The organism is Anaeropeptidivorans aminofermentans (genome assembly GCF_940670685.1).
In the GTDB taxonomy this organism is placed as follows: Bacteria; Bacillota; Clostridia; order Lachnospirales; family UBA5962; genus Anaeropeptidivorans; species Anaeropeptidivorans aminofermentans.
Genome location: NZ_OW711693.1, coordinates 3,571,028 through 3,592,918, shown reverse-complemented (window position 1 = coordinate 3,592,918; position 21,891 = coordinate 3,571,028). Strand labels below are relative to the sequence as shown.

The 21,891-nt window shown below is 41.0% G+C and carries 8 protein-coding genes and 1 CRISPR repeat array; all 8 genes read right to left on the bottom strand.

The annotated features are described in order from the left end of the window. Positions 1–858: 858 nt before the first annotated feature. The 8 genes from NBX03_RS15095 to cas3 all read right to left on the bottom strand — a co-directional run bounded on the left by NBX03_RS15095 (position 859) and on the right by cas3 (position 21,854). Positions 859–2,040, bottom strand: coding sequence for a transglutaminase-like domain-containing protein (locus NBX03_RS15095; RefSeq protein ID WP_250228598.1), 1,182 nt, complete (start codon positions 2,038–2,040; stop codon positions 859–861). A 60-nt stretch (positions 2,041–2,100) separates the two neighbouring features. Then, positions 2,101–13,077: a CRISPR direct-repeat array (repeat unit 32 nt; unit sequence ATTTCAATCCACGTCTCTCTGTGAGAGACGAC). Between the two features lie 345 nt (positions 13,078–13,422). Next, positions 13,423–13,713: a CRISPR-associated endonuclease Cas2 gene (cas2, locus tag NBX03_RS15090; protein ID WP_250228597.1), complete on the bottom strand. Its 291-nt coding sequence runs from the start codon at positions 13,711–13,713 to the stop codon at positions 13,423–13,425. 9 nt (positions 13,714–13,722) lie between these two features. After that, positions 13,723–14,754 carry a type I-C CRISPR-associated endonuclease Cas1c gene (gene cas1c / locus NBX03_RS15085; protein WP_250228596.1) on the bottom strand — a complete coding sequence of 344 codons (1,032 nt, stop codon included), beginning with the start codon at positions 14,752–14,754 and terminating at the stop codon, positions 13,723–13,725. A 968-nt stretch (positions 14,755–15,722) separates the two neighbouring features. Then, positions 15,723–16,364, bottom strand: coding sequence for a CRISPR-associated protein Cas4 (gene cas4 / locus NBX03_RS15080; RefSeq protein ID WP_330638426.1), 642 nt, complete (start codon positions 16,362–16,364; stop codon positions 15,723–15,725). 2 nt (positions 16,365–16,366) lie between these two features. Next, positions 16,367–17,254: a type I-C CRISPR-associated protein Cas7/Csd2 gene (gene cas7c, locus NBX03_RS15075; RefSeq protein ID WP_250228595.1), complete on the bottom strand. Its 888-nt coding sequence runs from the start codon at positions 17,252–17,254 to the stop codon at positions 16,367–16,369. Position 17,255: 1 nt separating this feature from the next. After that, the gene (cas8c, locus tag NBX03_RS15070) at positions 17,256–19,013 is read right to left on the bottom strand and encodes a type I-C CRISPR-associated protein Cas8c/Csd1 (protein ID WP_250228594.1); all 1,758 of its coding nucleotides are present in this window, start codon (positions 19,011–19,013) and stop codon (positions 17,256–17,258) included. Then, entirely contained in the window at positions 19,010–19,672 is a 663-nt protein-coding gene (gene cas5c, locus NBX03_RS15065) for a type I-C CRISPR-associated protein Cas5c (protein ID WP_250228593.1), read from the bottom strand. Before cas5c ends, cas8c begins: the two co-directional genes overlap by 4 nt. A gap of 10 nt (positions 19,673–19,682) precedes the next feature. Further along, positions 19,683–21,854, bottom strand: coding sequence for a CRISPR-associated helicase Cas3' (gene cas3, locus NBX03_RS15060; RefSeq protein ID WP_250228592.1), 2,172 nt, complete (start codon positions 21,852–21,854; stop codon positions 19,683–19,685). Positions 21,855–21,891: the final 37 nt, after the last annotated feature.

The window sequence follows — 21,891 nt, the reverse complement described above, 5'->3', positions numbered from 1 at the left end:
TCCTTTTTTATTTTTAATTCCTTTTTTATTGATATGATAGTAAAAATAGTATTTTTTAATAAAATTGCGGCTTAAGCAAGCTTATTAATCTGAAAGAAAAGTTTCAATTATATCTGATGTTTTGTTAAAAGGCCTATGATAAAATGTGCAAACCGTATTTCAAAATTCCGTAAGAAAATACAGACGTCAATCATAGGGTAGCTTTGTATAAGGGCATGAATCTTAGGAGAAGAATAGATAAAGACAATAGGATATTAAATTAACTTACCCCTAATCAATTTAATATAAGGACTAAGGAAAATTATTTAACCTTAGAATAAAAGGCGTTTTTTAAATTTAAATCAGTATAAGAAGCATTTTTAAAGAGCTGCCAAAGAAAAAGGTACTGCAAATATTTATATTGCTGTTTGTATCTCTGTCTTTGGTATAATTGACCTGCCGTATAAATTAGTCTAATTAAATGCAGGGGCCGCCGCATGGGATATACCGTCTGCGCTGATGAGCGCAATAAAGACTATGGAAAAGAAAGGTTCACGAAAATCTGCAAAACAGCAAAAAAGCTTGGGCTATAGTCAATTTCAAATTAAACAGTAATAAAAATCGTATGTTTTGAATGGCTTAAATATAGGGGTTCCATATGTTTAAGCCGTTTATGAAAAATAGATTTTTATTACATCCTTATGTGAAATTTACTATAAATAAAATCATGATTACTCAGAGTGTGAACAATATAATCAGTAAAAGGCGGGTATCTTTAATGGCGGCATTTTTAAAAAGGAAGTTTCTGCTGAAGGCAATATAATGTAACAAAGAGATATTTGGCTATACTTATGGCTTTATGCCTGCTTGCTGAAGGCTTTACTCCGGAAGAGCCCAGAAATATTCAGGGTCTGTTATGGCAGTTGCTCCCCTTCTTATAGTTTTGTATCCTTTTGGTATGAGATTATATATTGTTTTATTCTGCATCCCATCGGAAGCGTAATCGAATACAGAATCCATTTCAAAACGAAATGTATTTTTCGCCATATATTCCAAATAATATTTTAGTTCTGAATCCTGAATATCTTTTCCTGTTAAGTTAAGTGCCGTAATTTTGCTTCCGTCTATGTAAGAGTTCCGTAGGGACCAAAGATCAATATAATTTTCCTCTTCGTCCATAAGGATAAGCCTGTTGCTGGGGTCAAGCATTACCCATTGGTGAAGTTCGGCTGAATAAGCGTGAACTACCACATGACAGTCTATAAAAGGCTCTTCCTCAGGCATGCAGGTAACATGCCTTGCATCTATACCGTAGGCTCTGAGGATTTCAGCTAAAATTAATGAAAGCCCCCGGCAGTTTATTCCGTCGTTTTTTTGATGGAATTCAATTAAGGCAGAGATATCCGAATTTTCCGGAAGGCCAGAAAAGCCGTCATGATTAAAATTATCGCATACCCAGTTTAAAAGCGCTATCATAAGAGCTGTATCCTCAAGACCTTTGGTTTTTTCATCAAGGCCATATTCATTGATAATATCTTCATATTTTAATTTTTCGCCGGTTTTTACTATAAATAGAGGCCTTTCACCGCCTTTTTCATATTCGCTATACTCCTTTAATAAATGAATTCTTTCTTCTGCTGTCATATTGTTAAATGGATCTGGCGCTTCATATTCATCAGGGATATCCGAAATCTTTTTAAAAAATATATCTTTGGTATTTCCGTACTGAGTAAAATTACCTTTTAAATCCCCTGTTTCGGTCATCTTAAGATCTATGGCAATGCGATGGCTTTCATCGGAATTCATAGTGAATTTTAAATGGTCCTCCTCCAGTTCACAGGAAAAGGGAACAATGCCTTGAAGCTCGAACTTTTCACTTGACATAAGCATCTTTTTGTTTTCACCGTCATTATAAATATTTAATATTAAATCTCCGTTAATAGAGCTGATATAAGACACCCATTTTCCTTTCATGGTTTTTGAAACATCAAACTCTGCGTCTTTGCTTCTGCAGGCTGCCAATAACAAAATTATTACTATAAATACCGTAATTTTCTTCATATTATTCTCCCTGCGAGAGACGACACAGCGTAACATCATCTACTCCTTTATTTCTTACCTATTTCAATCCACGTATTTCTGTGAGAGATGACCAGAAATCCGGCACAACTCATAAGGTCTGGTGAATTTCAATCCACGTCTCTCTGCGAGAGACGACCACATAGGTCCGGCAATTTCCCCTGCCGGTAGGATTTCAATCCACGTCTCTCTGTGAGAGACGACGAGTATAAATACAGTTACTCACGGTGATGAAAAGATTTCAATCCACGTCTCTCTGTGAGAGACGACAAAAATGTAGAACAATATAAAATTAAGATAAATATTTCAATCCACGTCTCTCTGTGAGAGACGACCAAAAAGGCTATAGGCGCACAATTATCATAGATATATTTCAATCCACGTCTCTCTGTGAGAGACGACAACGCTAGTTGAAGAAATGCATCATCTCCCGAGAATTTCAATCCACGTCTCTCTGTGAGAGACGACCCCGGCTAATGAAGCCACACTTGCCTATGATAAGATTTCAATCCACGTCTCTCTGTGAGAGACGACAATCATCTCGACAGAGGCATCGCTAGAAGATTTAATTTCAATCCACGTCTCTCTGTGAGAGACGACGGTGAAAAAAGCTATCAGCAATCAACGGATAGCATAATTTCAATCCACGTCTCTCTGTGAGAGACGACAATCATCTCGACAGAGGCATCGCTAGAAGATTTAATTTCAATCCACGTCTCTCTGTGAGAGACGACGAATATTTTCAGGGATAAGTCAATTATTTAAGATATTTCAATCCACGTCTCTCTGTGAGAGACGACTACGGTCCTTTCTTTTTATGGTATAATTTCCCTTGATTTCAATCCACGTCTCTCTGTGAGAGACGACGATATACACCCGCGAAGCCGCAGAAAAGGCATTGATTTCAATCCACGTCTCTCTGTGAGAGACGACGACTTATTCATAATAAAGAGATTTCCACTAAAAAATTTCAATCCACGTCTCTCTGTGAGAGACGACGTAATACCTAATAAATAATCGGTGGACACAGAATATTTCAATCCACGTCTCTCTGTGAGAGACGACAAGGATTATCAGAGGTTTCCCCGGAAGAAGAGTTAATTTCAATCCACGTCTCTCTGTGAGAGACGACACGATCTGAAGAAGTTAGCCATCATAAAAGCTAAGATTTCAATCCACGTCTCTCTGTGAGAGACGACATCAAACCAAGACAGATTCGTTTTAACGTAAACAATTTCAATCCACGTCTCTCTGTGAGAGACGACACAGAATAAGCTTGTAAAAATAGCAAGAGACGTTATTTCAATCCACGTCTCTCTGTGAGAGACGACTTTAGCTGTTCGGATATCGTCTCTAAAGGAGTGGATTTCAATCCACGTCTCTCTGTGAGAGACGACGCAGCGCATGTCCTGAGAGTTTTCCTTCGGAAATTTCAATCCACGTCTCTCTGTGAGAGACGACGTACACTATCTTGGTTTATCATTTCTACATTCAATTTCAATCCACGTCTCTCTGTGAGAGACGACTCGTCTAACTGTGTTAAAAGATAAGTTCCAAACGATTTCAATCCACGTCTCTCTGTGAGAGACGACTTTCGGGAAAAACTGTAAATTTCGCAGGTACAGAATTTCAATCCACGTCTCTCTGTGAGAGACGACCCGAGTTTGGCAATCTTCAATATAATCTGAAAGCAATTTCAATCCACGTCTCTCTGTGAGAGACGACACAGATATAAGTACAGCAGACCCCCTACTTTTAATTTCAATCCACGTCTCTCTGTGAGAGACGACTACAGCTAGGGAACTTATACTCTCCAGAGCATTAATTTCAATCCACGTCTCTCTGTGAGAGACGACTAGAGCTAATTTTGTATTACAGGTAAAAGACGCAATTTCAATCCACGTCTCTCTGTGAGAGACGACAAAGCTATATTTGCCAAGAGATTAAGAGCTGCAAATTTCAATCCACGTCTCTCTGTGAGAGACGACTCATTACAGCGACATTCGCCGGCCGGTAAAGGCATTTCAATCCACGTCTCTCTGTGAGAGACGACTCCATACAATCAAGTTTAATGGCTGGGATATTTATTTCAATCCACGTCTCTCTGTGAGAGACGACTTATTAATTTAATATTTCTAAAGCTACTACTTAGATTTCAATCCACGTCTCTCTGTGAGAGACGACAAACACGTCAATAATTTATTAACAAAAATTTTAAATTTCAATCCACGTCTCTCTGTGAGAGACGACAACAGAAAAGTATCAAGCTTATTTTTTTGCTAAATTTCAATCCACGTCTCTCTGTGAGAGACGACGAAGTTATTTGTTCGATAACTTTCTCAGTAGGGATTTCAATCCACGTCTCTCTGTGAGAGACGACGGCGTTATAATCATATATAAGTTGTTGAGTTTTAATTTCAATCCACGTCTCTCTGTGAGAGACGACCTTATAACGATAACGCTACAGACTACCAAAATAATTTCAATCCACGTCTCTCTGTGAGAGACGACTAAATCTTTGCCATCAGAAAGCCCATCAACCAAAAATTTCAATCCACGTCTCTCTGTGAGAGACGACAAGGGCTATTCAATATTGCTAGTGTTTGCCCCTTATTTCAATCCACGTCTCTCTGTGAGAGACGACGTAATTGATACCTCTAAAACTCAATGGTTGCTAAATTTCAATCCACGTCTCTCTGTGAGAGACGACTTCTTAGTTCCTGCAATAATAAAGCTTCTGTGTATTTCAATCCACGTCTCTCTGTGAGAGACGACAGCAGGTTTTTGTATCGTCTGACGGGTGACAGTATTTCAATCCACGTCTCTCTGTGAGAGACGACGGCTGTATAAAGAGCAGGTTGGAATCCCTTAGGATTTCAATCCACGTCTCTCTGTGAGAGACGACATTTGTTTTTTATCGCCCACTTAATATCACGCTGATTTCAATCCACGTCTCTCTGTGAGAGACGACGATGCAAGAATACCACCATGTATGTAAAATGATTATTTCAATCCACGTCTCTCTGTGAGAGACGACAAAACTCAATAAAGATTTTATTAAGGCTTAATTCTATTTCAATCCACGTCTCTCTGTGAGAGACGACCCCCCGTGGCGTACATTGCAGCGACTAAAATCATTATTTCAATCCACGTCTCTCTGTGAGAGACGACAAAAATGAAGATACTTTGCTTAAGTACCTCAAGATTTCAATCCACGTCTCTCTGTGAGAGACGACCCCGCTTATCCGTTGAGGGCGCAAAGCTTTTTGATTTCAATCCACGTCTCTCTGTGAGAGACGACGCAATGCAGAGGGTATCAATTTGAGATTGGCAAAATTTCAATCCACGTCTCTCTGTGAGAGACGACAAAGACAGAATTCTAGCCAAATTCGAGGAAATTAAATTTCAATCCACGTCTCTCTGTGAGAGACGACGCTCCCTTTGCGGTCAATTAGATTTGACACGTAAAATTTCAATCCACGTCTCTCTGTGAGAGACGACGTTAGTAAGGCATGTTGCAGATATGCAGACAACAATTTCAATCCACGTCTCTCTGTGAGAGACGACTCTTTCAGATTACTCTGATACAAGTTTTGAACTTCAACAATTTCAATCCACGTCTCTCTGTGAGAGACGACATAACGAAAAAAGCCGTATTCTACCTCTCGGAATTTCAATCCACGTCTCTCTGTGAGAGACGACATGTAATAATAGGTTTCGTCTTCCTTCGGTCTATTTCAATCCACGTCTCTCTGTGAGAGACGACAAGCAAATGACCTTCAACGTAAAATAAAAAAACTTATTTCAATCCACGTCTCTCTGTGAGAGACGACTTTTGCAGCGGAAGCCATAAGAACGGCTATTCTTATTTCAATCCACGTCTCTCTGTGAGAGACGACTGTGTTTGTAGGGCCAAAGTATTTAAACCTTAAGATTTCAATCCACGTCTCTCTGTGAGAGACGACAGTTTCAGAAATAATTAACGGAATACAAAAAAGAATTTCAATCCACGTCTCTCTGTGAGAGACGACACATTCAGACAATCAATGTACCTACTTAAATACAATTTCAATCCACGTCTCTCTGTGAGAGACGACGACAAATAGCGCCTTTATAGCCGTCTGCGCTGAGATTTCAATCCACGTCTCTCTGTGAGAGACGACGAGGTAAAGGTTAAAGGAGTGTGAGAGATTGACGATTTCAATCCACGTCTCTCTGTGAGAGACGACTCCCCTCTAGGGAGATTTTACCACACTTTTATAATTTCAATCCACGTCTCTCTGTGAGAGACGACTCAAGCCGTCCTTAGGTTCGCCGCTGAAAGCCTATTTCAATCCACGTCTCTCTGTGAGAGACGATGGAAATGGAGGGGTAAATTATGAAATTTAAAGTAATTTCAATCCACGTCTCTCTGTGAGAGACGACTTTCTGCCTTCGTGTTTAAAATCATAACTCAAAAATTTCAATCCACGTCTCTCTGTGAGAGACGACCTTTTTATAGATTGCGGCTGCTCCGGCTCCGCCGATTTCAATCCACGTCTCTCTGTGAGAGACGACAAAAAATTGTCTTTGTTATTTAGGAAATTCTTTTATTTCAATCCACGTCTCTCTGTGAGAGACGACGGTATTGGGGCGGTGATGGCGGCAACGGCTACGTGATTTCAATCCACGTCTCTCTGTGAGAGACGACTGCGAAGGTGGTACTTATCAAGCTATAGAACCGAATTTCAATCCACGTCTCTCTGTGAGAGACGACATGTATTATGCCCTGCTCTATAAATATGAGGAGCTATTTCAATCCACGTCTCTCTGTGAGAGACGACTCTTTAGGCTTGTCCTTTTATTTAGAAATTATCATTTCAATCCACGTCTCTCTGTGAGAGACGACATTAACAGCATAAGCATGAGCAGGCTTGCCAGGATTTCAATCCACGTCTCTCTGTGAGAGACGACGTAATTTGTGGAGGGTGCACAATGGATACCTTTATTTCAATCCACGTCTCTCTGTGAGAGACGACATTAACAGCATAAGCATGAGCAGGCTTGCCAGGATTTCAATCCACGTCTCTCTGTGAGAGACGACTACGGGATTAAATATAAGGAGCGTGATTGATATATTTCAATCCACGTCTCTCTGTGAGAGACGACGTAATGCCAGCTGATTTAAGGTCTGTAAACATTATTTCAATCCACGTCTCTCTGTGAGAGACGACTAGCTGCCACCTCCTAGACAACTTAAACTAATGCATTTCAATCCACGTCTCTCTGTGAGAGACGACCTCACCCCGTTTTGGCTTTACCGGGAGTATTTAGCATTTCAATCCACGTCTCTCTGTGAGAGACGACATCTCTCAAACGAAGAACATGGCAAAAGCAAGGATTTCAATCCACGTCTCTCTGTGAGAGACGACATACAGGCGTAAACTCGTCAACAATAAGCACATGATTTCAATCCACGTCTCTCTGTGAGAGACGACTCAAAAGCGCAGAGAGATATAGAGAAATATTTAATTTCAATCCACGTCTCTCTGTGAGAGACGACGCCCGCGTCTCAACAAGAGTGCCCGTATAAGCCGGAATTTCAATCCACGTCTCTCTGTGAGAGACGACCAAGGACCCTGAAAATACTCTTTGCGGACAACTAATTTCAATCCACGTCTCTCTGTGAGAGACGACCCGAATCGTGGAAACAATCAACCGGCACGAATACGATTTCAATCCACGTCTCTCTGTGAGAGACGACTTCGGGGCCGACTTCTGCCATAGCTTTGTCCATATTTCAATCCACGTCTCTCTGTGAGAGACGACGTATAAGGCCAAGATATTTGATACAAAAGAGACTATTTCAATCCACGTCTCTCTGTGAGAGACGACCGAATCGTGGAAACAATCAACCGGCACGAATACGATTTCAATCCACGTCTCTCTGTGAGAGACGACGGGTAGATTTTTTTATATAAAAAAAATAAAGGAATTTCAATCCACGTCTCTCTGTGAGAGACGACCTGTCTTTCTTCTCAAGTTTCTTTTGCGTATTGAATTTCAATCCACGTCTCTCTGTGAGAGACGACTAAAGGGGTCATATTAACCCTCCCTTTGCTCCTATTTCAATCCACGTCTCTCTGTGAGAGACGACTTCTATCGGCCAATTCCTGAATAGCGGCTTCCCTTATTTCAATCCACGTCTCTCTGTGAGAGACGACTCTTGCGATTGTAATAGTTGCACAATTATCTTTAATTTCAATCCACGTCTCTCTGTGAGAGACGACGCCATCAGAACGGTATTTAGGAGTAAAACCTTCAGATTTCAATCCACGTCTCTCTGTGAGAGACGACTCAGAAGTAAATATCAGCTCATTCTCTCCGGGCTATTTCAATCCACGTCTCTCTGTGAGAGACGACAGCGCAAATCAAGACATGGAATGAGTATGGCTATATTTCAATCCACGTCTCTCTGTGAGAGACGACAGCAGTTCTCCTTCTCTTAATCCTGTATTTAGTGTATTTCAATCCACGTCTCTCTGTGAGAGACGACAAAAAGGGTCAATACGGATTTGGCACACTAAAAAATTTCAATCCACGTCTCTCTGTGAGAGACGACCACAGCGGCGGGGGTTACGTACAAAGGAACGCCTATTTCAATCCACGTCTCTCTGTGAGAGACGACTTATTCAGCACCCCCTCCGGGTGCTTTTTTATTGCAATTTCAATCCACGTCTCTCTGTGAGAGACGACCCAGTTATATAAGATACCGCCAAATCACTAACGGATTTCAATCCACGTCTCTCTGTGAGAGACGACTAGGGCAGGAGTTAACAATCCTTGGGCGCAGGTGTATTTCAATCCACGTCTCTCTGTGAGAGACGACAATCAGCGGCCCGGAAAAAGAAATAAAGCTCCTATTTCAATCCACGTCTCTCTGTGAGAGACGACGTCATGCGGAAAAGAACTCAAAGCCTCTTTACACGTATTTCAATCCACGTCTCTCTGTGAGAGACGACTTATAATTTTCAATATCCCCAGCCGTAGCATTGCATTTCAATCCACGTCTCTCTGTGAGAGACGACATCAAAAACCCCGCCGAGGGGATTGCTCTGCCTAAATTTCAATCCACGTCTCTCTGTGAGAGACGACGGCAAAGTGATAAAACTCTCCAAAAGACATATTATTTCAATCCACGTCTCTCTGTGAGAGACGACTACTACCTTGTAACCTTGAAATCCGGAAAAATAATTTCAATCCACGTCTCTCTGTGAGAGACGACAAAGATATTGATTACAATACTCTTTACGACAAAATTTCAATCCACGTCTCTCTGTGAGAGACGACTAAAGGAAAGCAAATAAAAAGGAGAGATAAAAATATTTCAATCCACGTCTCTCTGTGAGAGACGACTTTCGGGGCCGACTTCTGCCATAGCTTTGTCCATATTTCAATCCACGTCTCTCTGTGAGAGACGACGATAACATTCGGCCAGTTTGCCGAAGAGCTTTTAATTTCAATCCACGTCTCTCTGTGAGAGACGACCCTCGAAGGCGAGGACGAATTTACTCACGGTGATATTTCAATCCACGTCTCTCTGTGAGAGACGACGGATTTAAAGATATTTGAAGCTTATAAGCCCATAATTTCAATCCACGTCTCTCTGTGAGAGACGACTGGATATTCAGGGTTCAGGGTGCCGTCAAAGCAAATTTCAATCCACGTCTCTCTGTGAGAGACGACGTAATGTATTTAGCATCGCCATCTTTAAAAGCATATTTCAATCCACGTCTCTCTGTGAGAGACGACGGAACTGCTGCTTGTCATTTATCCTATCGGATTATTTCAATCCACGTCTCTCTGTGAGAGACGACGAGTTTTTAGCATATTGTGATTGCCCGAATGGCAGATTTCAATCCACGTCTCTCTGTGAGAGACGACTACATACATACCCCAGCCCTGCACGACAAAAAGATTTCAATCCACGTCTCTCTGTGAGAGACGACGGAATTTGAATGGCTGTATCGCGAGGTGGCAAAAATTTCAATCCACGTCTCTCTGTGAGAGACGACATCAGCTAACGGCGGCGGTCAAGGTGCTAAAACAATTTCAATCCACGTCTCTCTGTGAGAGACGACCTCCCTTTGTGGACAATTGGATTTGACGCATAAAATTTCAATCCACGTCTCTCTGTGAGAGACGACGAGTTGTAATCACTATAAAAGGGCTATGACACTGATTTCAATCCACGTCTCTCTGTGAGAGACGACTTACGCCACAGACACCAACACTTTAAACGGCATAATTTCAATCCACGTCTCTCTGTGAGAGACGACATAATATAAATAATGACTTAAAAAGTATCATTTTATTTCAATCCACGTCTCTCTGTGAGAGACGACGGAAAAATTTCCCCCGACGATAGCGCATATCCGCATTTCAATCCACGTCTCTCTGTGAGAGACGACGATGCACGCATAAGGGTGGGTCCGAGGATGTTAAATTTCAATCCACGTCTCTCTGTGAGAGACGACCTTGGGATATAAGGGCATTAAACAGCTCGCCATATTTCAATCCACGTCTCTCTGTGAGAGACGACCTAAGGCTGTAAAAACAGCAAGAGCCGGCTTAAATATTTCAATCCACGTCTCTCTGTGAGAGACGACCTTTTGTGTCTTCAAAAAGAGCGTTAACAAAAATTTCAATCCACGTCTCTCTGTGAGAGACGACAAAGCTACGGAAAAGATTAAGGGGTTTAAAGGTATTTCAATCCACGTCTCTCTGTGAGAGACGACAAAGGCCCTCCTTTCGCTAAATTTTATCATTTTGGATTTCAATCCACGTCTCTCTGTGAGAGACGACGCAATTTTTATTTATTGGAAGCTTACAGGCCTTAGATTTCAATCCACGTCTCTCTGTGAGAGACGACCTTTTATTTTATAAGCGATAAAAACAATATTAAGATTTCAATCCACGTCTCTCTGTGAGAGACGACGATTGCACGTTCATCTTTTAACCCCCTCTCGTGCGATTTCAATCCACGTCTCTCTGTGAGAGACGACGATAGTGGGAAGAATTACATCCGTGACTAAATCCTATTTCAATCCACGTCTCTCTGTGAGAGACGACAAAAACTCTAAGAGAGGCTGCCAATCTTACTAAAATTTCAATCCACGTCTCTCTGTGAGAGACGACATCACTGAACCTTTCCCCCAGCCCTCAATTAGGAATTTCAATCCACGTCTCTCTGTGAGAGACGACCTTTTTCCGGGCCGCTGATTATATAGCTATAAGGATTTCAATCCACGTCTCTCTGTGAGAGACGACTAAGTCGTCAGCAACTTTTCTTAGTTCGCTTGCGATTTCAATCCACGTCTCTCTGTGAGAGACGACAAGAGATACACTTCTCAGGGGCTCAGCGGCTCATATTTCAATCCACGTCTCTCTGTGAGAGACGACCGCCCTTTTGGGTGCTTTTTTAATGTAAAAAGGAATTTCAATCCACGTCTCTCTGTGAGAGACGACTGCTGCATGGGAGGAAAACACGGCCTTAGCAAAAATTTCAATCCACGTCTCTCTGTGAGAGACGACGTCTAAGGAGGTAACAACAAGCCTTTTGCCGTTTATTTCAATCCACGTCTCTCTGTGAGAGACGACAAGGACAAAGGGCTTTGTTGTATCGGTTGAGCTTATTTCAATCCACGTCTCTCTGTGAGAGACGACATTAGCCTTGTCCTGGCTTTGCCCAAGGTTTTTAAATTTCAATCCACGTCTCTCTGTGAGAGACGACCTCGGCAGATGATGCATCTCCTCAACCAACGTATTTCAATCCACGTCTCTCTGTGAGAGACGACTAAAGAGCAAATAAGAGGGGGTGTGAAAAATGAATTTCAATCCACGTCTCTCTGTGAGAGACGACGCCGGATTTGATTTTACAAAAATCCGATACGCCTATTTCAATCCACGTCTCTCTGTGAGAGACGACTCTGCGGAATGCAATATTACAACGTGACGGCATTATTTCAATCCACGTCTCTCTGTGAGAGACGACAAAATGTGGGGTAAAAAGGCTGTCGGAGATGCCGATTTCAATCCACGTCTCTCTGTGAGAGACGACTTAAGATTTCAACAATAAAATTATATGTATCAAATTTCAATCCACGTCTCTCTGTGAGAGACGACATTTTGGATAATACCTCTCATATCCCACACGTCCTATTTCAATCCACGTCTCTCTGTGAGAGACGACTCTAATTCTATTTTCGTTACCTCCTAACCACCGTATTTCAATCCACGTCTCTCTGTGAGAGACGACTGGGGTGCGTGTCTAAATATCTTTGTGGCAAAGATTTCAATCCACGTCTCTCTGTGAGAGACGACTGCAGCCCTATGGTTCACATATTTAAACCTTAAGATTTCAATCCACGTCTCTCTGTGAGAGACGACCTGTTGCAGTTTCCGCTGTTGTAGTAACCTGAATTATTTCAATCCACGTCTCTCTGTGAGAGACGACTTGATAAGTCTCTGCGATGCCTGTCATAACGACATTTCAATCCACGTCTCTCTGTGAGAGACGACGCTCATGCACCTTTTGTAAGCTGTCGCAAAAATATTTCAATCCACGTCTCTCTGTGAGAGACGACTACCTCAACTTCAACAATCCTGTATTGTTCTGGTATTTCAATCCACGTCTCTCTGTGAGAGACGACAAAAGCTGGCCAAAATGAACGCCGACCAGAAGGCGATTTCAATCCACGTCTCTCTGTGAGAGACGACTAAAGAGCAAATAAGAGGGGGTGTGAAAAATGAATTTCAATCCACGTCTCTCTGTGAGAGACGACAAGATTAAATTTCCAGTGATGCAAATGGAAGCAAATTTCAATCCACGTCTCTCTGTGAGAGACGACAGGGGCGTTTAAACGCTAAATAAGAGGGGGTGTATTTCAATCCACGTCTCTCTGTGAGAGACGACATTATCCCCCTTGTTATTTCTGTTTTTTTATCTATTTCAATCCACGTCTCTCTGTGAGAGACGACAGCAAAACTACACAAAAATACTACTTATTTCTAATTCTATTTTATACAAATTATAAAAACATGTTAAAAAATACTTGTGAAAATAAAGATTTATAGACAGAGGATTATATTTTTATATAAAAATCTGGTGCGAAAGCTCTGGGGTTTTTGATACTGATGGAGGTTCGCACTTTAAATGTACGCTGCAATTTTATGTGTGAATACCTTCAGTTGCTTGATTGCTTTAGGCAAGGGTTACCTAAGTTTTGAAATTTTAATCCATAGGATATATTTAAAATACTTAAGGCATGCTTTTTTCTAAAAAATGTTTAATGTTTTTGCCGGCTTGATTATTTTAAAAATATCTTAGAGTATCAATGTATCTTCTACTTGGATAGCCGCTTTTGCTCCTATATGCTCTATTTTAGTTTGATATTTATTACCCAGATAATAATATCGTAGGCTGTCTTTATTTTTATCAATAATCTTTTCAAGGGTATTTTTTACAAGAAGCCACTGGGCGTTGTCCAAGACACATTCAAATACGGAGTTTTGAACTCTTATACCATAGTTTTCACATTGTTTTGCTACTTGCCGGAGCCTTTTACGGCCGCTTTCCGTTTGGGTATTTACGTCGTAAGTTATTAAAACCATCATAAGAAAACCTCACTTCCATAGGAAAACCGGATAGGCGTCTAAATCTTTTCGGATAAAACGGGCCAGTAACAGGGCCTGAGCATATGGGACTAATCCCCATTCCATTTTTTCTTTTAAAAAGGGGTGGGTGATGATTTCTTTTTTGCGCTCCTGCCAGGTTTTTAAAAATATGTCTCTGGTATCCTTTGTCATGATTATACCGCCGCTTTCCTCTTTTATAAAGCCCTTGCCTGAAACTACTTTTTTATTAATCATGCTTATTACCATTCGCTCTACCAAAGGCCCTCTGAATTCTTCCATAATATCCAGAGCGAGGGAAATCCTTCCCGGTCTGTCACGGTGTAAAAAGCCTGCATAAGCATCCAAGCCTACAGACTCTAAAGCAGCAGCCGTATCATTTGCGAGAAGGGTGTAGCCAAAGGAAAGCATTGCATTCATATTATCAAGAGGGGGCCTTCTGCTTCTGCTCTTAAAGAAGAAGTGATCCTTCTGCTGTAAGATTAAATCATCGAATACGCCGAAATAGCTGCTGGCGGATTTTCCTTCAATGCCTCTAAGTTCTTCCAAGCTCTTGGAAGATTGAGCCTGGGAAATCATATCCTGCAAGTATAGAGATCTGTTTTTAAGCTTTTCTATATCAAGGCGCAGGGGATAGTCTCTGATTGCCCTTTCTATAATCCATCTGCTGTTATGGATTTTTGTGGAAATAATTTGCTTTGCGATTTCAAGGGAACGAGGCTCATCGTCGGATATTCGGTATTGCTCTTTTCTTAGAAGAATGTTTCCGTGGCTTTCACCGATGATTCGGGATAGAAATCTGCCGTTTTGCGTAAGGAAGCAAAGGGAAATATTTCTTTCCGCCAAAGCCCCCATAAGGGCAGGGCTTGCGCCGGTATATCCGAAGGCTAAAACGGATTCGATATTATGAAGGGGAATACGGATATCGTCTAAATCCTCCCGTTTTACAATAATTGTTTCCCCGTCAAGACCCAAATAAGAATCAGGGGAAGTGATATAAAGGGTATTCATCATTTTTCTCATGAAAAGTCTCCTTAGGAGCATTTGAAAATGGTTGAAGGGTATTTTTATAGAGTGAAAATAAGATTTTAATATAAAGCATATAGTAAATTAAGTTTTAAAAGGTTAAATTCTATGAAAAATTTTTAAACTTTTTATAATAAAAATTCAGATAAAATATAAATCCGGCTATACTGAAAATCCATATGAAGCCACAGTATACGGCTGAGGAAAATGGGTCTGCGCCTTAGGTATTTGCCTAACAGACCTAAACCGTGGGGCTTAGAAGCTTTCACCTAAAGGACAAAGAGCCCGACAAAATAAAAATTACTTCCGCCTAATTTGAATTCAATTGTGGGTATGATGGAGGTCTTGTTTTAAAAGTTTTTGCCTTAAAACGAAGCTCTGATTTATTCTAGAAATTCAAACCTATATTTCCTAAATTCCCAGGGTATCTGTAAAGCTAAGCGCCGGGCTCTAAGTTTAGTGTCTTTTCATTTTGAAAAGAGGGCATATTTTTATTTCTGCAAATATGCCCTGATAAAAAGCACGCTCTTTAAATAACTTTTTAATTTGTTTGCCTAAATTTGAAAGATACAATAAATTTCTTATGAAGTAGTAAAAAACTTGATTATTGAAGACTAAAAGCACGGAGTTGGGCAGGAAGCAGTACAGTCTTGAATCTATATGAATATACGGTTTTATTACTGTTTAATTTCAAGCTTACTATAAATATTCTTTAAGGAAAAGGTGCCGTATTTCAAGGTTTTTAGTCTTGTATAAACTGCCGAAAACAGTCTTTGTTTCTTTGGATAAAAATACATACATTTCATCTTGAAAAATATCCTAAAATAGAATCAGGAAAGGATATGAAAATTGAGCTTGCTATATTAAACGTACTATAATCCCCATAGACCAAACTTTTACTTATTCAAATGTCAGTGAAATAATTGTCTTTGCAGCAAAACCCTATGCCCAGTGCAAAAATATAATCAACGAAAAAGTTCGTGCTTTAAATAACTGCTTGCGGAAGGCCTATTATCTAAATCCGGCAGGCAAGTATCTTTCAAAGAGCAGGCGGTGCATTTGGGCGTTTTCTTGACCTTCGGGACGTGGCCCCTTTTATATAAGGCGCGCATTTCCTCAAAGGTTGCGTTTACCTCTGAGCGAAGCGCACTACTGAAAATGACTTCCGTTCTCCTGTGAGGCTCCCCGTAGAATAAATAGCCTTTGGGTATTTCCGTAAGGAGCATTTCTTCAAGACAGATGGCCTGAGAGCATAACTGCAGTCTATCGGCATTATGCTCTTTGGGCCGTCCTTTTTTGTATTCTACGGGTATGGGAGTATATGAGCCTTTGTAGTTAAATAGGCTTATGCCATTTTCGTCCTGATGAAATTCAACGACATCGCAAATGCCTGTCACCTTAAGCTTGTGGGAAGCAATATGAAGACCTCTTGCGATAATCTTTCCGTCTTTTATTTCCGTAGTGTCGCTGTGTGCCTTTTCATGCATTAATAGACCCTGAACCGTAAGGGCATTTTCGGCCCATTGGTTTTCGATATGGATTAATGCCCACTGTCTTTTACAAAAGGCGTAATGCTGTATACCTGAAATCATTAAATAATTTTCCAAAATTAAATCATCCTTTGAATTTGAACGCCTTGGGGAAGGTTTTCTTCACGGATATTTACGGAATAGTCAGTAAATGCTCTCGGGGGCTTATTTTCATCCTTTAGCTTCACGTCAATTAAATCGAAAAGCTTATAGGAAGGAGCATTTCCGATTTCCGATTCATGTTTAAATACAATCAGCTCACGAACGGCCATTTTTCCTCTGGCGGCCGAATGGTCATGCTCAAACATATTGATAATCGCTTCCCAAAGGAGATTTAAATCCGCTTCTGAAAACCCTGTGACCTTTCTTGCAAGGTTTGCAGATACAAAGCCCTCTGCTCTGTAAAGGCCGTAAGGTACAATGTGTTTTTTGCCCATTTCTGTGGTTTTGTTTGCCGCGTCTTTTTCTGTGGTGATAGCAATTCGTGTGATTGTTATTTCCTGGGGAACAATAGGGTCTAAACTTCTTGCAAAGCCTAATTGTACAGGCCCTCGAACCTGACCGCAGTTTAAGGAATCCTTTACGAAGGTTGTCATGACGGCGCCGAAGGTACGAATATCAAAGAAGTTTTTACACATAAAATCCCGTACCATTAAGTCTAAAACAGCTTTATTTTTTTTAGCCTCTTTAGCCCTTTCCGTGTCACTTTCAATATGGGCATAAGCCAACTTATCGCTTGTGTTCAATGGTACCGTATCTTTTATGTAAATCTTATAGCCTTCTGCTTCTTCCTTTACGGTTTCCACATAATTGCGTATTTTTCTTTTTAAGCACACGTCTGTTACAATGCCAAGGCCCGTTTCAGGATCAACTCTCGGCATATTGCCTGCGTCCGGGTCGCCGTTGGGGTTTCCGTTTTCCACGTCGAATAAAACTACAAAATCATATTTGTTTTGAATAGGGTTCATATTAAATTTCCTCCTTTTTGGGGTAATTTTTATAATGAAATTGGGCTTGATAATAATAGCCGAGAATAAAAAGCCCTTGGTCATTTAGATCTAGAACTTTAGGAAAAGGGCTGTCATCAGGGTTTAGTCTTTGTAGAATCTTCTGTATCTTTATATTGAAGCTAACTTCTGTATTTCCACCTATTTTTGACAAATGAGCCTGAGAAAGCTTCAAAAGCGGAGGAAAAGCAATATAGGGATTCGCACATGCAGAATTAAAATATTTGTCTTTGATGGTAGTATTAATTGCGGGGCTGGCTGTTTGTTGAATTTCTTCAAGAATTGCAAAAAGTCTGCCTAAGATATAAGGCTTTTTACCGCTTTCTTCGTTTAAAGACATTTTTAATACCTCCCTTTCTTCTTTAGGTAAATATTGTGTAAGGCAGGCCTTAATCATGGCCGCCTTTGGATAATTTATTTTTCTGCTTCCCTGTTCGGCTCTTACTCTTTGGATTATGGCTTGATAAAGGGCGTAAGGGTATCGTTCTCCAAGTAAAATGGCTCTTGTTAAGCCTGCGACATGCTGGGGGTTGGGCTTTGCGTTTTTGCTGTTTTTATTGATGGTTTCGTTTAATATGGCATAAGGGGTTAGGAACTCTCTTTTTTCAAAGGAAGGCTTTTGAATTTCAAGCCTCTTATAATGGTCGGCAATATTTGAAAGAATACTGCCGAAATCATTTTCAATAAACAAAGAGACAGAGACCCTTGCCGCATTGGGGGCGATGCCCAGGATATAAAATTTCTTATCAAGAGAAACCCCTGAAACAGGGAGCTTATTATCTACCCGTTTGAATATTTCCGTAAGCTTATGATTATCGCTTTCTTCCGGCGGGTTAAAACAGAAGCTAAAGGTATCGGCAGCTGCTTCCTCTGCGTCCTCCGCCCAATAAAGAAGCATGATATCCCCCAGCATAATTCTTCTGTCTCTGTCGGCAATCAGCATATTCATAGCTGTAACATAAGAAAAGGCACTGTATTTTCCCACGGGGGCTCCGGGGAGGCTTTCTTTTATATTGTAGGAAATAAAGGCTTCGGCGTTTTGGCTGATTAAATTAGCGCCGGCGGACTGGGCCCCGGGAAGGCCTTTGATTTTTCCATGGAGCCTCGCAATAGGTTCTTTTTTGCCTGAAACAAGACATACCTTTTCTTCTAAGCCTTCATTATTATTATAATAATCATCCCATATTTTCCTGATTTCCGGGTTTTCATGAATGAATTTGCCGTCATGGAGAAAGACCATATTTCTGCCTTCTTCGATGAGCTTTATGTTCTCCTTAATAAAAGGATTATCTTTGGCCTTTTCAATATCCCACTGACTAAAAAATAGGCAGAGGGCCTTAGCGGAAGGATTGCTTGATTCTTGCAGAAGCTTTAGATGAAGTTTTTTAGCGTCCTTGAACTTTTCTTTGTTCTTTTCAGGCTTGCTTTTTCCGTCATAGCCGAGGATATAAGAAGCATTATCCGATAAGAAATTGGCTTCCACTCCCGAGGAACGGACGATCCTTAAGGGCAGCTTAAATTCATAAGGAACTAAAACAGTCTTTTCTTTTCCGCCTATTTTTTTGATGTCTTCGTTTAAAAGGGGAAGGATATTTTCAACCTCTCCTTTATCTGAAAGCACAATGGCAAGATGGGCATCGGCCATTTCCCAGCCGGCTTCAGGGGCTTCCCCCTTTTTTAATTTTCCCTCATAATAATCTACCAAGCGGTTTAAAATCATCGGAACACCTCACAGTCTTTCAGGCTGATTTCGCCGTTTTCCATGATTGCCCTGAAGAAACAAGGCATAGGGCCTCCTTCTCCGGTATAATCCATATCGTAGAGCATAAGGCCTAAGTCTTTTGTGCCTTTATGGGCGGTTTTAATTTCTTCTTCTTCCCAGAGACTGAAATTTACGGGAAACTCTCTGCACCCGAAATAAGGGGTGTGGAAGCATTGACCGTTTCTAAGCCTTCTGCAAATCATGGCATAGAATTTTTCAGGGCTGTCTTCGGGGCCGGCATTTTCCGTCATTTCAAAATGGGCTTCTATGACATACCGTACGTCCTTTAAAATTAAAGAGGACCTTTGAGCAATGGCAGAGCCTGTATGCAGAAAAAGCCGTTCTCCCTTTTCCGGGGAGGCCATAACGGTTTTTACATTTCTTGCACTTAATTTATCATTGACTTCGTTTCTTCTGATGTTTACATATTTAATAGGGTTTAAAACGTAGATTTTATCGATGACGTATTTGATTGCCGGCTTCCACAAAACGGCTTCTAATATTGCCCTTGCGGAAGACGGCGTGATGACGTCGTAGCTAACTCTTTCTACTTTTAATTCGGGCCTTGAAAACAGGGCGTAATCTCCCCATACTTCTATTTTAAATCCATATCCCATAAGTACCTCCTTATAAAAAAATACCGTTTCCCGTATCGGGGGCAAGCTTTAAGCCTGATTTATCATCATAGGCGGTAGGGTCTGTGAGTATAAATAGGCCGTCTCCCACGTCCTTTGAGTTTTTTTGATCTAAATATTCCACCATACCGTTATTGAGAAGTAAATTTAAATGGTTTTCATAAATATTCACACTATACTGATTTATTTTCCTTAAAAGGCTTCTGTTTCTTTCGCCAAATTGAAGTCTTTTTAAAAGGTCTGCCGCCTCCTCTCCAAAGGGGATAAATATTGTATAAGTATGATTTTCAATCATGAGAAAATCTTCTGAAATATCCCGGAAGGGGATGCTTCCCGCTTCTTTCCAGCCTTCGTTCAGGCGGTTTATAATGTTTTTTTGGTCAAGTTTTTGTCCCTGAATGGTGTATATGGAATCAAAGTACAATTGAATGGCTTCGGGGCTGCCTAAATCCCCGTGCTTTTTTGCAGCCTCATTGAAGCCTTGGGAAGCGATTGCCATAGGGGCAGGGATTTTATAATCCTCCGATTGAAAGATATAGGTAATGCTTTCATTGGGGCTATGTTTTCCTTCCCGATTGCAGCGGCCTGCCGCCTGAATGACGGAATCAAGGCCAGCTTTTTCCCTGTAGACAAAGGGAAAGTCCAAATCCACCCCGGCTTCAATTAAGCTTGTGGAGATGACTCTGCACGCTTCGCCGTTTTTTAAGCAGTCCTTGATTTCTTCAAGGACTTTCTTCCTGTGGGCAGGAAACAGGAGGGTGGAAAGATGAAAGGCGTTATCAAGCTTTTTATAAAGCTCTTGGGCGTGCTTTCTTGTGTTTACAATGCAGAGCACCTGTTTTTTCTCTTTAAGGTTTTGAATTAAATCTTCTTCGCTGATTTTACCGATATTTTTTAAAGTGGCTCTTCTGAAAAAGCTGTAAAGGGCTTTCGGGTCCTTACAGATTTCCGTCGGGGTAATATCTTTACTGAATATAGGGCCGAGAGACGGCTGGGTAGCCGTACATAAAACCGCCGTCGTATTATAATTTCTTATAAGCTCTTCCATGGCCCGTATGCAGGGCTTTAAAAAAGGAATGGGGAGCATTTGGGCTTCGTCAAAGATAATAACGCTTTCTGCCAGATTGTGAAGCTTCCTGCATTTAGCGCTTCTATGGGCAAAAAGAGATTCAAAAAACTGAACATTGGTGGTGACGATAATCGGCGCATCCCAGTTTTCCGCAGCAAGGTATTTATAGTCTTTTTTATTTTCCTCATTGGGATAGAGAATGTTTGAATGGTGCTCAATGACATTATTGATACCTTCTGATTCATTGACAATAGATGCAATTACCTTTGCGTTTTGATCAATGATTGAAGTGAACGGTATTACGTATACAATGCGTTTCAGATGATGATTTTTGGCATGATGCAGGGCAAAGCCAAGAGAAGAGATGGTCTTTCCGCCGCCCGTGGGAACCGTGAGGGAAAAAAGGCCTTTTTCTTTGCCCGAAGCTGAGAGGCAGTCTTCTAAAATCTCATTTCTTTTCATATTGATGGGGCTTTTTTCTCTTGGAGTACGCTGAATGAAGCGATCAAACCGTTCTTTTAAAACATCTATGGAATCAAAGCCGGAACGCTGAACTTCTCCTTGAGACATGAAGCTTTCCGTATCTAAATAATCAGCGTCCACAAGGGCGGAATAAAGCATTCTGATAAAAAAGGCCATGGTAAAGCCCATATCCTGAGACGGTTTGAAATTAGGCCAAGGCGCATTGGAAAGATTGATTTCATTTTTATAGGCCAAATAATCCGGCAGATTTTTCTTATTCAGGCGGCCATAAAGAGTAGAATCGGGATTATTAAGCCCCACTGCCTTGGAGCCCCCGTTAGGAAGCCCTGAATGATGGCCTAAAACCCCGTAAACAGGAATGATATTTTTAAAAATCTTGTTTAATTCTATACCGCCGGAGGTGGAATGGTCTACCTGAGCGGCAGAGATGCCTTTAATCCTGTCTTGAAACTCCTTTGAGTATTTTCCTAAATCGTGGGCAAGGCCCATTTGATAGGCTAATTCTCCTGAATGGAAGGAAGACGCAAAATCCTTCGCAAGCTTTGCAGTTTCTGTTAAATGGTTCAATAGAGACTGTTCTTTTCCGTCTTCTCTTGTATGGGCAATATACAATTTATCCCCTCCTTTATATTTTAGAAGGCTGATTATA

What these genes read in the sequence shown, in the direction of transcription:
- NBX03_RS15095 (WP_250228598.1), bottom strand. Translation starts at nt 2,040, where the DNA reads ATGAAGAAAATTACGGTATTTATAGTAATAATTTTGTTATTGGCAGCC.
- cas2 (WP_250228597.1), bottom strand. Translation starts at nt 13,713, where the DNA reads ATGATGGTTTTAATAACTTACGACGTAAATACCCAAACGGAAAGCGGC.
- cas1c (WP_250228596.1), bottom strand. Translation starts at nt 14,754, where the DNA reads ATGAGAAAAATGATGAATACCCTTTATATCACTTCCCCTGATTCTTAT.
- cas7c (WP_250228595.1), bottom strand. Translation starts at nt 17,254, where the DNA reads ATGAACCCTATTCAAAACAAATATGATTTTGTAGTTTTATTCGACGTG.
- cas8c (WP_250228594.1), bottom strand. Translation starts at nt 19,013, where the DNA reads ATGATTTTAAACCGCTTGGTAGATTATTATGAGGGAAAATTAAAAAAG.
- cas5c (WP_250228593.1), bottom strand. Translation starts at nt 19,672, where the DNA reads ATGGGATATGGATTTAAAATAGAAGTATGGGGAGATTACGCCCTGTTT.